This is a genomic window from Microcoleus sp. Z1_A1 (assembly GCF_036700305.1).
In the GTDB taxonomy this organism is placed as follows: Bacteria; Cyanobacteriota; Cyanobacteriia; order Cyanobacteriales; family Microcoleaceae; genus Microcoleus.
Genome location: NZ_JAUBOR010000034.1, coordinates 1 through 12589, shown reverse-complemented (window position 1 = coordinate 12589; position 12589 = coordinate 1). Strand labels below are relative to the sequence as shown.

General features: G+C 46.2%; 17 protein-coding genes. 15 read left to right on the top strand and 2 right to left on the bottom strand.

Features of this window, described 5'->3' with window-relative positions:
- The first annotated feature begins 52 nt into the window (after window positions 1–52).
- The 10 genes from rpsK (at window position 53) to QT973_RS20245 (ending at window position 8727) form a co-directional block, all read left to right on the top strand.
- Window positions 53–451 carry a 30S ribosomal protein S11 gene (gene rpsK / locus QT973_RS20290; RefSeq protein ID WP_332978136.1) on the top strand — a complete coding sequence of 133 codons (399 nt, stop codon included), beginning with the start codon at window positions 53–55 and terminating at the stop codon, window positions 449–451.
- A gap of 174 nt (window positions 452–625) precedes the next feature.
- Window positions 626–1570, top strand: coding sequence for a DNA-directed RNA polymerase subunit alpha (locus QT973_RS20285; RefSeq protein WP_333057810.1), 945 nt, complete (start codon window positions 626–628; stop codon window positions 1568–1570).
- 124 nt (window positions 1571–1694) lie between these two features.
- Window positions 1695–2045, top strand: a complete 351-nt coding sequence (gene rplQ / locus QT973_RS20280) for a 50S ribosomal protein L17 (RefSeq protein WP_006634978.1) — start codon at window positions 1695–1697, stop codon at window positions 2043–2045.
- A 29-nt stretch (window positions 2046–2074) separates the two neighbouring features.
- A complete protein-coding gene (truA, locus tag QT973_RS20275) occupies window positions 2075–2917 on the top strand; it encodes a tRNA pseudouridine(38-40) synthase TruA (protein ID WP_333057795.1) in 843 nt (280 codons plus the stop codon).
- Window positions 2918–3056: 139 nt separating this feature from the next.
- Window positions 3057–3512: a 50S ribosomal protein L13 gene (gene rplM, locus QT973_RS20270; RefSeq protein WP_015178725.1), complete on the top strand. Its 456-nt coding sequence runs from the start codon at window positions 3057–3059 to the stop codon at window positions 3510–3512.
- On the top strand, window positions 3512–3925 hold the full coding sequence (gene rpsI / locus QT973_RS20265; RefSeq protein WP_194067224.1) for a 30S ribosomal protein S9: 414 nt from the start codon (window positions 3512–3514) through the stop codon (window positions 3923–3925). The genes rplM and rpsI overlap by 1 nt, the downstream gene beginning before the upstream one ends.
- Window positions 3926–4230: 305 nt before the next feature.
- Window positions 4231–4539 (top strand): 50S ribosomal protein L31, encoded by a 309-nt coding sequence (gene rpmE / locus QT973_RS20260; protein WP_333101798.1) that lies wholly within the window; start codon window positions 4231–4233, stop codon window positions 4537–4539.
- A 346-nt stretch (window positions 4540–4885) separates the two neighbouring features.
- Entirely contained in the window at window positions 4886–5980 is a 1095-nt protein-coding gene (prfA, locus tag QT973_RS20255; protein ID WP_333057797.1) for a peptide chain release factor 1, read from the top strand.
- Window positions 5981–6384: 404 nt separating this feature from the next.
- Window positions 6385–8196, top strand: coding sequence for a type II toxin-antitoxin system HicA family toxin (locus tag QT973_RS20250; protein WP_333392057.1), 1812 nt, complete (start codon window positions 6385–6387; stop codon window positions 8194–8196).
- 102 nt (window positions 8197–8298) lie between these two features.
- Window positions 8299–8727 carry a hypothetical protein gene (locus tag QT973_RS20245; RefSeq protein WP_333057799.1) on the top strand — a complete coding sequence of 143 codons (429 nt, stop codon included), beginning with the start codon at window positions 8299–8301 and terminating at the stop codon, window positions 8725–8727.
- A gap of 33 nt (window positions 8728–8760) precedes the next feature.
- Here QT973_RS20245 and QT973_RS20240 read toward each other — a convergent pair whose 3' ends face one another.
- The gene (locus QT973_RS20240) at window positions 8761–9177 is read right to left on the bottom strand and encodes a hypothetical protein (protein ID WP_333057800.1); all 417 of its coding nucleotides are present in this window, start codon (window positions 9175–9177) and stop codon (window positions 8761–8763) included.
- A gap of 136 nt (window positions 9178–9313) precedes the next feature.
- Here QT973_RS20240 and QT973_RS20235 point away from each other — a divergent pair, with 136 nt between their 5' ends.
- From QT973_RS20235 to QT973_RS20215, 5 genes are all read left to right on the top strand, one after another.
- Window positions 9314–9679 (top strand): helix-turn-helix transcriptional regulator, encoded by a 366-nt coding sequence (locus QT973_RS20235; protein ID WP_333057801.1) that lies wholly within the window; start codon window positions 9314–9316, stop codon window positions 9677–9679.
- Between the two features lie 31 nt (window positions 9680–9710).
- The gene (locus QT973_RS20230; protein WP_333057802.1) at window positions 9711–10076 is read left to right on the top strand and encodes a helix-turn-helix domain-containing protein; all 366 of its coding nucleotides are present in this window, start codon (window positions 9711–9713) and stop codon (window positions 10074–10076) included.
- A gap of 108 nt (window positions 10077–10184) precedes the next feature.
- Window positions 10185–10475, top strand: coding sequence for a helix-turn-helix transcriptional regulator (locus tag QT973_RS20225; RefSeq protein ID WP_333057803.1), 291 nt, complete (start codon window positions 10185–10187; stop codon window positions 10473–10475).
- Between the two features lie 414 nt (window positions 10476–10889).
- A complete protein-coding gene (locus QT973_RS20220; RefSeq protein WP_333057804.1) occupies window positions 10890–11141 on the top strand; it encodes a hypothetical protein in 252 nt (83 codons plus the stop codon).
- The gene (locus tag QT973_RS20215) at window positions 11138–11470 is read left to right on the top strand and encodes a type II toxin-antitoxin system RelE/ParE family toxin (protein WP_333057805.1); all 333 of its coding nucleotides are present in this window, start codon (window positions 11138–11140) and stop codon (window positions 11468–11470) included. Before QT973_RS20220 ends, QT973_RS20215 begins: the two co-directional genes overlap by 4 nt.
- Before the next feature lie 66 nt (window positions 11471–11536).
- On the opposite strand, the gene QT973_RS20210 is transcribed toward QT973_RS20215, so the two are convergent.
- On the bottom strand, window positions 11537–12349 hold the full coding sequence (locus QT973_RS20210; RefSeq protein WP_333392055.1) for a pentapeptide repeat-containing protein: 813 nt from the start codon (window positions 12347–12349) through the stop codon (window positions 11537–11539).
- Between the last annotated feature and the right edge of the window lie 240 nt (window positions 12350–12589).

The window sequence follows — 12589 nt, the reverse complement described above, 5'->3', positions numbered from 1 at the left end:
TGGCTCCTAGCGCTTCGGGACATTAGTTGAGAGAAACGTTAAAGAGACTAATATGGCGCGACCACAAACAGGCAAGAAATCTGGTGCAAAAAAGCAGAAACGGAATGTACCCAATGGGGTAGGCTACATCCAGTCTACCTTTAACAACACGATTGTAACTATTACCGACCTCAACGGCGAAGTGATATCCTGGGCATCTGCAGGTTCCAGCGGTTTTAAAGGAGCTAAAAAGGGAACTCCCTTTGCCGCTCAAACAGCAGCAGAAAGTGCTGCCCGCAGAGCCAACGACCAAGGAATGCGCCAAATAGAAGTAATGGTGAGCGGGCCTGGAGCAGGTAGAGAAACTGCAATCCGGGCGCTGCAAGGGGCGGGACTGGAAATCACCCTGATTAGAGATGTTACCCCAATTCCTCACAACGGCTGTCGCCCTCCCAAGCGGCGTAGAGTCTAAAACGATTTGAGATTTTAGATTTTAGATTTTGGATAATGGCTAACTGCTTAAAGTCAAAAACTAATGGTTCTAACTGTTGCCCCGTCCATCCAAAATCCGAAATCCGTTCAGGGGTATGCTCTGCAATCTAAAATCCAAAATCAAAAATCCAAAGTGGAAAAGGGAGGTCACTCCGTGGCGCAGTTTCAAATTGAATGTATAGAGTCTAACACTGACAAAGACCGCAGTCAGTACGGAAAATTTGTCCTGGAACCGCTCGATCGCGGTCAAGGAACAACTGTTGGGAATGCGCTTCGGCGAGTTCTGCTGTCAAACTTGGAAGGAACAGCAGTAACTTCAGTCCGAATCGCGGGCGTCAATCACGAGTTTGCCACGATCGAAGGGGTACGTGAGGATGTTCTAGAAATTCTCCTGAACATGAAAGAGGTCGTCCTCAAAACTCATTCTCAGCAGCCCCAAATCGGCAGGTTGCGGATTGAGGGGCCTGTCACAGTAACGGCCGATAGATTCGATTTGCCCTCTGAGGTGGAATTGATCGATCGTTCCCAGTACATTGCAACTCTCTCCCCAGGCTCAGTTCTGGAAATGGAATTCAGAATTGAAAAAGGCATCGGATACCGAGCAGTAGACCGCAGTCGCGATGATGGGTCGGCTTTGGATTTTCTCCAAATTGACGCCATCTTTATGCCGATTCGCAGAGTCAACTACAGCGTTGAAGATGCTAGGGTAGGCGGTACTGTCGAGAAAGACCGGCTGATTATGGAAATCTGGACTGATGGCAGCGTGACTCCTCAAGAAGCTTTGAGTCAATCTGCCAACATCCTGGTAGATTTATTTTCACCTCTCAAAGACATCACCCAAGATTCTCTCAAACCAGAGTATCCAGGTGAAGCCGATCCTACTAGCCAAATTCCGATCGAAGAATTGCAGTTGTCCGTCCGGGCTTACAACTGTCTCAAGCGGGCTCAGATCAACTCAGTCGCAGACTTATTGGATTATACCCAAGAAGACTTGCTCGAGATCAAGAACTTCGGGCAGAAGTCTGCTGAAGAAGTGATTGAAGCTTTACAAAAACGCTTGGGCATTACCTTGCCACAGGAAAAATCAGCTAAAAGTTAATCAACGGGTAACGGGTAAAAAAGTTCTGAATTTTAAGTAGGTGAGTTTTTAAGTTAAAGAAATCACCCCCCTAGATCGCGGACTATCCCGGCACCCAATTACCAATTACCAATTACCAACTGCCATGCGTCACCGCTGTCGCGTTCCCCAACTCAGCAAACCGGCTGACCAGCGCCGCGCCCTACTGCGCTCGCTGACCACCGAATTAATCCGCCACGGTAAAATCACTACCACTCTCGCCCGCGCCAAAGCGCTGCGCTCAGAGGCGGACAGGATGATTACCCTGGCCAAAGATGGCTCCTTAGCCTCTCGCCGCCAAGCTATGGGCTATATCTACGATAAACAGTTAGTACACGCCCTGTTTGAGGCTGCCCAAGAACGGTACGGCTCGCGCAACGGCGGCTACACCCGCGTAGTGCGAACTGTCCCCCGTCAAGGAGACAATTCCGAAATGGCGATCGTTGAACTGGTTTAATTCAATTTTGGGTTGGAGATTTGTGATTTATGACTGACAATCCAAAATCCCCAATCGAAAATCCCCAATCGATACAGCGCGTTGCTCTAGTAATCCAATACCTCGGCACTAACTTTCACGGTTGGCAGCGACAGCCGAACCAGCGTACAGTACAAGAAGAAATTGAAACAGCAATATCGACTGTTCTGGAACGCCCGGTAACGCTGCACGCTGCTGGGAGAACCGATGCGGGAGTTCACGCCGCTGCTCAAGTAGCGCATTTTGATGCCCACGGCCCAATTCCGGCTCACCGCTGGGCAAGCGTTCTCAACTCTCGACTGGCAAAAGATATTTTAATTCGAGCTTCGGCAAAGGTGGAACCTACCTGGCACGCTCGGTTCTCAGCCAGTTGGCGGCGCTATCGCTACACCCTTTATACAGACCCGACCCCTAATTTGTTTGTGCGTCCTTTTGCTTGGCACTGCTATCACGCCCCTGTGGATGAATCTTTGATTCAAACAGCTTTGACACCGCTCATCGGGCGGCATCACCTGGCTGCTTTCCACCGCGCGGGTTCTGCCCGCCCCCATTCCTGGGTGGACGTGCAAGCGGCCGAGTGTCAGCGTTCTGGGCCTCTTATCTATATAGAGGTTCAGGCGAGCGGGTTTCTGTACGGGATGATGCGGCTGCTGGTGGGGTTGCTGGTGCAGGTGGGTCGCGGGGAAAGGCCGATCGACAATTTCACCGATATCTGGGTCAACGAACGCCGAGAAATGGTAAAATATGCCGCTCCCGCTCAAGGTTTGTGCCTGCTGCGGGTTGGCTATTCAGAATTTCCCTTTCCCCCAGAGGTCTGGTACGACACTCAGCCAAAATTAGTCATTAGTCATTAGTCATTAGTCATTAGTCATTAGTCATTAGGTAACTACTAATAAAAAACTAAGGACAACTAACAATTAAAAACTGACAACTGACAACTGACAACTGACAACTAACAACAGTTAACAGTTAATAGACAACTAACAACAAACAATGAACAAAACTTACGTCCCTACTCAAGACTCCCTAGAGCACAAGTGGTACGTGGTCGATGCCGCCGACCAGCGACTGGGCCGTCTGGCAACTGAAGTTGCCATGTACCTCCGGGGGAAACACAAACCGACTTACACTCCTTCTATGGATACCGGCGACTTCGTAATTGTCATCAATGCCGACAAAATCGCTGTTACTGGCAAAAAACGCACCCAGAAAATCTACCGCCGCCATTCTGGAAGACCGGGCGGGATGAAAACAGAAACTTTTGCCAAATTGCAAGCACGTTTACCCGAAAGAATTGTCGAAGAAGCTATACGAGGAATGCTGCCTCACACTTCTCTGGGCAGACAACTGTTTACTAAACTCAAGGTGTACGCTGGCCCCAACCACCCGCACCAAGCTCAAAAACCAGAAGAATTAATTGTTCACACGATTCCGGGAGGAAATGAGTAATGCAAGCAACAGATACATCGGGTCGCGCTGTGTACTGGGGTACCGGCCGCCGCAAGTGTTCCGTAGCGCGGGTGCGCTTGGTTCCCGGCACTGGCATACTGACTGTCAATGGTAAAGAGGGGGATTTGTACCTGCAATTCAATCCTACTTATTTGGCTCTGGCTAAGGCTCCTCTGGAAACTTTGGGTCTGGAAAATGAGTACGACATTTTGGTAAAAGTCGAAGGCGGTGGCTTGACAGGTCAGGCTGACTCGATTCGCTTGGGTGTCGCTAGAGCACTTTGTCAATTAGACCCGGACAACCGCAAGCCTCTGAAGACTGAGGGCTATTTGACTCGCGACCCGCGGGCCAAAGAACGGAAAAAGTACGGTTTGCGGAAAGCTCGCAAAGCTCCTCAATACTCGAAGCGGTAATCGAGGTTCGGCAGCGGATTGTGTAACGGATGTAACGGATGTAATGGAAGTTCGGCAACGGATTTTTTAACGGATGTAACGGATGTAACGGAAGTTCGGATTGACGGAAGAAGGAAGAAGGAAGAAGGAAGAAAGAAAAGGCAAAAATTATCTATCCAGATTTTATCTGCCTTTTTTTGAAGTTTATTTCCGATTCCTGATTCCTGGTTCCAACAGATATAAGGCAAAATTCTTGCTGTTGTTGGTGTACAAGTCCTGCGGCAGCTAAAATGGTTGTAAAGTCAAAAATTAGAGAGTAAAAAACAATGGCAAAAGAAGGCATTCACCCTGAGTGGTATCCCGAATCTCAGGTTTATTGCAACGGGGAACTTGTGATGACTGTGGGTTCAACTAGACCAAAGCTTCAAGTTGATGTCTGGTCGGGAAATCATCCTTTCTATACTGGCACTCAGAAGATTATTGATACTGAAGGTCGTGTGGAGCGCTTTATGCGGAAATACGGCATGACCGAGGTAGAAATGCCGAAGGCAGATGCTTCCTCTGGACCGCTGAAAATGGAAGATCCGAAAGCAGATGCTTCTAAGGCTGCTGGTAAAGGCAAAAAGAAGAAGTAGCCGGATTGTCATTTGTCCGCAGTTTGTTGAGAGTAGTTCTTTTTACTGGCAACTTACCGCCCTCGGATTTTAGATTTTAGATTGAAGACTTCGCTATGCAGGCAGTTGAGTTCTATCGCGTAGAGTTCGATCGACATTCTATCCGAACTGCTCTTGATTTCTAAAATCTAAAATCTAAAATCTAAAATCTAAAATCGATCCGCCCTCGGATAGGAGAGTTTAGATTGAAGACTTCGCTATGCAGGCAGTTGAGTTCTATCGAGATTCTATCCCGACTGTTCTTCAAATCTAAAATCTAAAATCTAAAATCTAAAATCTAAAATCGATTGACAAAGGACAACTGACAATGGCTGAATCTTATTTGCTGGATAAATTGAAGTCGGTAGAGCAAACTTTTAATGAGTTGACTCGCCGCATGGCTGACCCGGATGTGGCTAGGGACAATCAAGAGTTTCAACGGGTAGCGAAAGCTCGATCGTCCTTGGAGGAAGTGGTCGATACTTTTGCTCTGTGGAAAACCACTCAGGAAGATTTGGTGGGCGCGCGACAGGTTCTCAAGGAAGCCGCGGGCGATCGAGATATGCAAGAAATGGCTGGGCTGGAAGTTCAGGAACTTGAGGCGAAGCTGGAGAATTTGGAAAGTCGTTTGAAGGTTTTGCTGCTCCCCCGCGACCCGAACGATGACAAGAATATTATGCTGGAAATTCGGGCGGGTACTGGCGGAGATGAGGCTAGTATTTGGGCGGGAGATTTGCTGCGGCTGTATTCGCGCTACGCTCAAACTCAAGGCTGGCAGGTGAAGTTGGTGAGCGAGTCGCTGGCGGAAATGGGCGGCTTTAAAGAGGTGATTCTGGAAGTTACAGGCGACAGCGTTTACAGCAAGCTGAAGTTTGAGGCTGGAGTACACCGGGTGCAGCGAGTGCCTGTGACTGAGGCTGGCGGCCGGGTGCATACTTCGACGGCGACGGTGGCTGTGATGCCGGAGGTTGATGATGTGGAGATTCACATCGATCCGAAGGATATTGAGATGAGCACGGCTCGATCGGGCGGCGCTGGCGGTCAAAACGTGAACAAGGTGGAAACTGCGGCGGATTTGTTTCACAAGCCGACGGGAATTCGGATTTTCTGTACTGAGGAGCGCAGTCAGTTGCAGAATAAGGAGCGGGCGATGCAGATTTTGCGGGCTAAGCTCTATGAGATGAAGTTGCGGGAGCAGCAGGATGAGGTGAAGTCGCGGCGTTTGGCTCAGGTTGGTACTGGTTCGCGATCGGAGAAGATTCGCACCTACAACTATAAGGACAATCGGGCTACTGACCACCGTTTGGGGGAAAATTTCTCGCTCAATAGTGTTTTGGAAGGGGATATTGAGGGGATTATTCAAACTTGCATTTCTCAGGATCAGCAGGAACGTTTGGCTGAGTTGGCTGCTTCTACTAATTGATGGAGTGATGGGGGCACATCTTGGGGTGTGCCTTTGTTCTCTGATGAGGTGGTAGATGTGGTTGAGTAGGGTGTCCCAAATTTGGTTGGCGATGCCTACGGCTGGCTACGCCAACGCGATCGGATAGTTGAAATGTTCGAGGTCGTATTGTACAACTTCTTCTAGTGGTTGTAAGGTTTGCTGGTTTCGGCGGGTTTTTATGGCTGCGATCGCCTCTTGTTGCCAACGCGCAAATAGTCTGTAGCTGAAGTTATATTAGATATATTCTCACTCAGATTCATTTGGCTGTTGACCTTATGAAGCACATTATGAAGCAAAAACTTCCCCGGATCAACGCGACTACGCTGATTAAGAGTTTGGGGCGATTTACCCTGCTCGCGACCTTTTCTTTTGGTCTGGGGACTTTGAGAAACTGGGAACATTATAACAACTATTGGCATGGCACAATCTTTCGTGTGCAAACAGTTGATTTCAATATGTTATCTCATACTCTGCCAGTAAAACTATCCTATACCTTATTACAAGGAAGCATAGGAGAATTGCAGCGAACTTTAGACAGCAACTATGGATTATTTGGGCTGATTGTTACTGATTGCAAAATATCTACCAAAGATTGCCTATCCGAGCAAATTCTTTATCAATCAAAATCTTCTCAGCAGTGGACAAAGGAAATTTCATTAGCAACTTTGTCAAATCATCCATACGACTTACTACAAAGTCCACCTCCGCTGCAAGTAGAGCGGCAATATGCTAAACCTGGTGATAGTAAACCCATCCCTACTGGTAAAGTTAACTCAGGAGAAATAATCGGTCGTGTGTACTATGTCCGGGGAGTACCGCCGACATTTATTGAAGATTATAATAATTGGATTAAAGAGCCATTTAAAGTAACAGGTTCCCGGACTCTTTACACATCGACAGTCGCTTTATTTTTGGTGAGCGGTTTGATCGCGTGGATAATTATTGAGGTGATTTTATATGCCAAACGGAATGAGCAGCACCATGCACAGCAACAACGGGAACAATTACAGCGGGAAATTCAACAGATTAAGCTGCAATTAGAAGAGAAAAACCAGCAAACTATCGAATTAATTGACCAGCGAGAGAGAGGTCTTGCTGAACTGCAATCTTATCGGCAAGAACAGGAGCAAAATAAGAGAGAACTGGAAAATCAAATTGCATCTTATGAAAGCGAACTGGCTCTTAAAGAACAGCAACAGCAAGAAACTGCTCAAACTTTAGAAGAATTGCAATTACTACGGCAAAAGTTGCAAGAAACGTCTCAACGAGAATCTGAAGCAAAGCAGCTGATTAAGCTGCAATTAGAAGAGAAAAACCAGCAAACTATCGAATTAGCTGACCAGCGAGAGAGAGTTGTTGCTGAACTGGAATCTTATCGGCAAGAACAGGAGCAAAATAAGAGAGAACTGGAAAATCAAATTGCATCTTATGAAAGCGAACTGGCTCTTAAAGAACAGCAACAGCAAGAAACTGCTCAAACTTTAGAAGAGGACTTGCAATTACTATGGCAAGAGTGGCAAGAAACGTCTCAGCGAGAATCTGAAGCAAAGCAGCGGAGTGAAGCGCTCAATCAGACAATAGCTGATTTGAAGCGTGATCGAGATTTAATACAACAGCAATCTCGTCAGCTAAAGCAACAGTTAGAAAAAATACCTAATATTAATGAACTGACCGCCGCACTAGAAGGAGCTAGGACAGAATTAGATCGGACTAAGGAACAGTCAAGAGATTGGGAAAAATTTTATGTGGAAGAAATTGATCGGTTAGAAAAAGAAAAAGTCCAGTTAAACAGCGAATTATATTCATCTAAAAGCAAAACTCAGTTCTTAGAAGATCGAAAGAGGCAGTTAGAAAGGGATCTCAGTGCAGCCCAAGAGAACACTCAAACATTAGAAAATACTATTGAATATCTAAACGTTCAGCTTCAAAATCTGTCGCAAAATTCCCATTCAGATATACCTTGGTCTCAATTGCCAAGAATTTCAGGTAGACAAGCTATCGGGTCTTTAGAGCGTTTGGGATTCAGGAGAGATAGGTCGCAAAATGGCAGTCACGTTTTTCTCAAACGGGTTCGGGTTGTAGAGCAAATAGATAGTTGTACTGTGCCAATCCATGATGAATTAGATTCTGGGACACTAGCTGGAAATCTTCGCCAAGCAAATGTCACCCTAGAGGAGTTTAGAAATAATTTATGATCGTGTTGAATCGGAAAATTTTTTAATGGAGTTTAATAGGAAGTGAAATTTAGGGTACTCGAAACACTAATTGCTAGTTCTATTATTCTCTCAATTTCATCCTTGTCATCTGCTCAAAGTAATCAACAAGATTATACAATTCTACCCACAGGAACTTACTACTCTCAAGGAACCATGTTCAATAATTCCCGGAGAGAAATTGCACATAAAAACAATAGAATCTGTATTAAGATTGTCAAGGGCCCTGCAAATCCTTACAAGGGAGTGGAAGATATCACAATTAGCAGCGTGTCTTTTCAAAAGGGGAAATTCTATATTGATGCTACCGGAGAAGAGTTAATCTTAGAAAAAAATGGAAAAGTAATAAATAGTGGTCGTGGTGGTGTATGGGAGTATAGAGGCACCTCACCAGATCCCAGGAGTCAACCTATACAGGCTCAAAAAATGGCAGAGTGTGTAGCGGCTCAAGGACGATATGTACAGAAGATGCAAGGAATATCCATCTCAGGAATCGATTTTCCCAAGCATTAACCAAGATCGACATAGGTGGGGGTTAATGGGGGACTAGGCGCAAGCTAGGCTGAGCCTTTGTTCCCTGATGACTTGACGGATGTGGTTGAGGAGGGCTTCCCAAATTGCATCGGCGATCGCCACTGGATATTTGAAATGTTCGAGGTCGTATTGTACAATGACTTCTAGGGGTGCTAGGATTTGCTGGTTTCGACAACTGGCAATTGCTGCGATCGCCTCCTGCTGCCATCTGGCAAATAGTCTGTAGCTGAAAAAAGAACTGCATTTTTGTCCTTTCTTGTTGAGGTAAACGACTATTACTTGATGTTGTTTGGGGTAAACTTTGACTATGCGGTTGACAGGAATTCTCAGGGCTTCGGCTGCTTCCATTTTGGAGATTTGCCAGCGCTGGGGTTTTAGCCAACCGGAGGCTGTAAGGCTTTGACGTGTATTGCGTGTCTTGCGAGTCATTTTTACTGCCCCTGATTGGCTACAAATACAATTATGATTTCAAAAGTATTTACACTCTAACTGGTAAACTTTTTGCTGTCAAGCAAGAAAGACAGATTTTTTGGTAGATAAGTAAACTAGGAGTTGTGTTGATCTGGTGACTAATACTGTGGACACAGAAGCTAGGAAGAAACTGAGCGAAGTTGTGAAGCTAGCCCGTGGCGACCTGAGTTTTAGCGCTTTTGGTAGGCTATTGGGAGTCTCTGGGTCTGCTGTTCAGTATTGGGAAAAGGGCCAGGTACTCCCGGATACGAAAAATTTGACTCAGATTGCGGCAAGAGCGGGCTTTACGATGGAAGAGCTCATGGCTCATCTCGAAGGCAAACCAATGCCGGAACCTGTCAATACCAACGAGCTCCTTAAAAAAATTCAATGTATGCCACTGAGTGACTTAGCAGTGATTGTTCGAGCTGGTATGGAGCGACTGGCTGCTGCTGCTGTAGCTTCTGGGAAGTATGGTTGATGTTCTGTAAACTGGGAATTGTGGTTATCTGGTGGCTGATACCGTGGACGCAGAAGCTAAGAAAAAACTGAGTGAGGTTGTTAAATTAGCGCGGGGCTCGATGAGTCTGACTGCTTTTGGCAAGCTGTTGGGAGTTTCTGTGGCTTCTGTCTTGTATTGGGAAAAGGGGCAGGTACTTCCAGATACGAAAAATTTGACTCAGATTGCGACAAGAGCAGGGTTTACGATGGAAGAGCTCATGGCTCACCTCGAAGGCAAGCCGGTACAGGAACCCGTAGATACTAACGATCTGCTTAAGAAAATTCAATGTATACCCATTAGTGAGTTAGCAGTCATTGGTAGAGCCGTGATGGATAGGCTCGCGGCGGCGGCTGAGTCGTCTGGGAAATATAGTTGATGCATCACTTCGTAAGTAGACTGGTAGATACGATCGCATAGCTTTTAAGTCGTGAGCATCCAAAATAGACAAAAACTTAGTGAAATTATCAAAACGGCGCGCGGAGCAATGAGTCAGCGAGCATTTGGTAAGCTTTTGGGCGTTTCTGCTACCGCTGTTCAGCTTTGGGAAAGGGGCGATACTGTTCCTGATACTGAAAACTTGGGTAAGCTCGCAGCGAGAGCCGGCTATACTCTGGAAGAGTTTCTCAGCTTTTTGGATGGCAATCCAGTCTCGCAAGCCCCAGAAATTAACGATATTGTCAAAAAAATTCAGTTTTTGCCTCTGAGTCAGGTGGCGCTAATTGGCAAAGCTGTAGCGGATAGATTCGCTGCGTCGGCTGAGGCTGCTGGGGAATGAGTTAGGATCGATCGCGATCGCCGGTTTTGCAGAAGTAGATCCCCATCGCCCTTAAAAATTTCCACCACTCCTGCATATCACAAATCGAGTAATTTGTCAAGAGCAAATCTACTTTGTTACAAAGTTCGATCGCCCTTATGGACTGACGCACTCCGACAAAGAAACCGGGTTTTTCACCTAATCTGTTGGTGACAACGAGGTATTTTTGTAAAAAACCCGGTTTCTGGGCCCTATGCGATCGCCATTATGAAAAAAACACTCGCCCTATCCCTGAATCAAGATGTCTAAAAACTGTTGGACAACGCGATCGGGTGTGTAACTTTATACCGATGTTCAAGCTGCTAATTTTAATTTTTATGGTGCTGCCCGATCGCCGATCGATACAATGATAGATATCCTAAATCTGTGTTGACGATGAACGTTATTCTTGCCATACCAGAAGAGCTGCAAACCTATATTGAGGCTCAAATTCAGGCAGGGGCTTATGCCAGTGCGGTAGAGTATTTTCTAGATTTGGTGCAGCAAGATCGCCAGCGGAAACGGGCACAAGCCAAACTAGAAGGTTTACTGCAAGAGGGTTTAGACTCGGATGGAGAACCCGTTACGGCTGCGTACTGGCAGAATTTGCGGGCATCGGTTTTGGGTGGCGATTCACAACCAGTATGAGCGATCGATTAATTGTCAAAAATCGTGCCACGCAGGATCTCAGACAACAGGCAAACTATATTCTGCTCAATGGAAATGCTCGTGCTGCGGAGCGATTTCTGGAGTTAGCCGAAGCCACTTTTGCCCAATTAGCGACGATACCGGGAATGGGAAAAGTCGTGCGATTGGTCTCTTCTGGGATGGGGGAGATTCGTCAGTGGCGAATTAAGGATTTTCAAGATTATCTAATTTTTTACCGGCTTCAAGACGATCAGGTGGAGGTTCTCCGCGTTTTGCATGGTGCTAGGGATTTGGAAGATATTTTGTCTAATCTTGATGAAGAAGTTTAAGGCTCCTATAAGACGTGTTCGATCGCCGATCGATACAGAAATACGCCTTAACTAAATGCGATCGCCCTATCCCTGACTCAATATGTCTAAAAACTCTTGGACAATGCGATCGGGTTCTTCTGTGCATCTGTTAGCGTCGCAATAGTGGATGATGCTGATACCGTGAGATGCAAACAGGCGATCGCGCGTTTCATCTTTTTCTGTGTCGGGATGCCATATTTCCAGAATTCCCCATTTGCCTTGGTGAAATATGAGGAAATCTGGTTCTTGGTTTTGTCGGCCTGCGGGTGTTGTGAGGCGGGCTTTGGAGTTGGGGAAGAAGAGGGCGTTTGTGCGATCGAGTGCTTCGGCTATTTTTACTTGTTCTTCACAGTGAAAGCGCAGATCGTTCCAGTGATAAATTTGTTCTTCTAGGTTAGATAAAATTCCCTGGTTATGTGCGTCTTCAGCCTTGATAATTTTTTCATCCGACTTTGCATTATCCTCAGTTACAATTGATTTGTTTAAATCAGTCTGATAAAAATCGGCTTCACTTAAGTTTGTGAGCAATAATCTTGCTCCGCTTAAGTTAGCACCGCTGAGATTAACCCCAATCACTTGAGTTCGATGTAATGTCACGTGATGTCGCCGCAAGTATCGCTTAAAAACAGAGCGTAAATTACTTTTTTTTACTTTTTCATCAAAAGCCTCTGAGAGTTGTTTCCAGAGTTTAGCCGCCAGCGCTTTTATGTATTCATCATTATATTGAGAGAGTTGAGAAATTTCCTCATAGGAATGTCTGCCTTCCCAGCATTGTCTGAAGATGAGCTCTTGCACGTCGTTTAAGCCTTCGCCATCGAGGAGAGTTTCTGCGATCGCGATTGCTTCATCAACGGTCATGGGTTAAGAGTCCTTAAAGTATATATCTGGTGAAGTTTTGAAAATAATACCATTTTTTTATGATGCTGCATAGAATCCGATCCCCCCTAAAGAGGGCGGGCGGGCACGGGGGCACCGCCCCTACAATGGGGGGACAAGACTCTTCTCAAAGTCCCCCTTCTTAAGGGGGATTTAGCAGGGTGGATTAATTGTCAAAAGAGTAAACCAGTGGGGTTAGGCTATTTGCTGACGAGCACGCGC

Excerpts from the sequence above, each read along its gene's own strand:
- rpsI (WP_194067224.1), top strand. The coding sequence starts at position 3,512 with ATGCAAGCAACAGATACATCGGGTCGCGCTGTGTACTGGGGTACCGGC.
- QT973_RS20215 (WP_333057805.1), top strand. The coding sequence starts at position 11,138 with ATGAGCGATCGATTAATTGTCAAAAATCGTGCCACGCAGGATCTCAGA.
- rplM (WP_015178725.1), top strand. The coding sequence starts at position 3,057 with ATGAACAAAACTTACGTCCCTACTCAAGACTCCCTAGAGCACAAGTGG.
- QT973_RS20210 (WP_333392055.1), bottom strand. The coding sequence starts at position 12,349 with ATGACCGTTGATGAAGCAATCGCGATCGCAGAAACTCTCCTCGATGGC.
- rplQ (WP_006634978.1), top strand. The coding sequence starts at position 1,695 with ATGCGTCACCGCTGTCGCGTTCCCCAACTCAGCAAACCGGCTGACCAG.
- truA (WP_333057795.1), top strand. The coding sequence starts at position 2,075 with ATGACTGACAATCCAAAATCCCCAATCGAAAATCCCCAATCGATACAG.
- rpmE (WP_333101798.1), top strand. The coding sequence starts at position 4,231 with ATGGCAAAAGAAGGCATTCACCCTGAGTGGTATCCCGAATCTCAGGTT.
- QT973_RS20225 (WP_333057803.1), top strand. The coding sequence starts at position 10,185 with ATGAGTCAGCGAGCATTTGGTAAGCTTTTGGGCGTTTCTGCTACCGCT.
- QT973_RS20220 (WP_333057804.1), top strand. The coding sequence starts at position 10,890 with ATGAACGTTATTCTTGCCATACCAGAAGAGCTGCAAACCTATATTGAG.
- rpsK (WP_332978136.1), top strand. The coding sequence starts at position 53 with ATGGCGCGACCACAAACAGGCAAGAAATCTGGTGCAAAAAAGCAGAAA.
- prfA (WP_333057797.1), top strand. The coding sequence starts at position 4,886 with ATGGCTGAATCTTATTTGCTGGATAAATTGAAGTCGGTAGAGCAAACT.
- QT973_RS20240 (WP_333057800.1), bottom strand. The coding sequence starts at position 9,177 with ATGACTCGCAAGACACGCAATACACGTCAAAGCCTTACAGCCTCCGGT.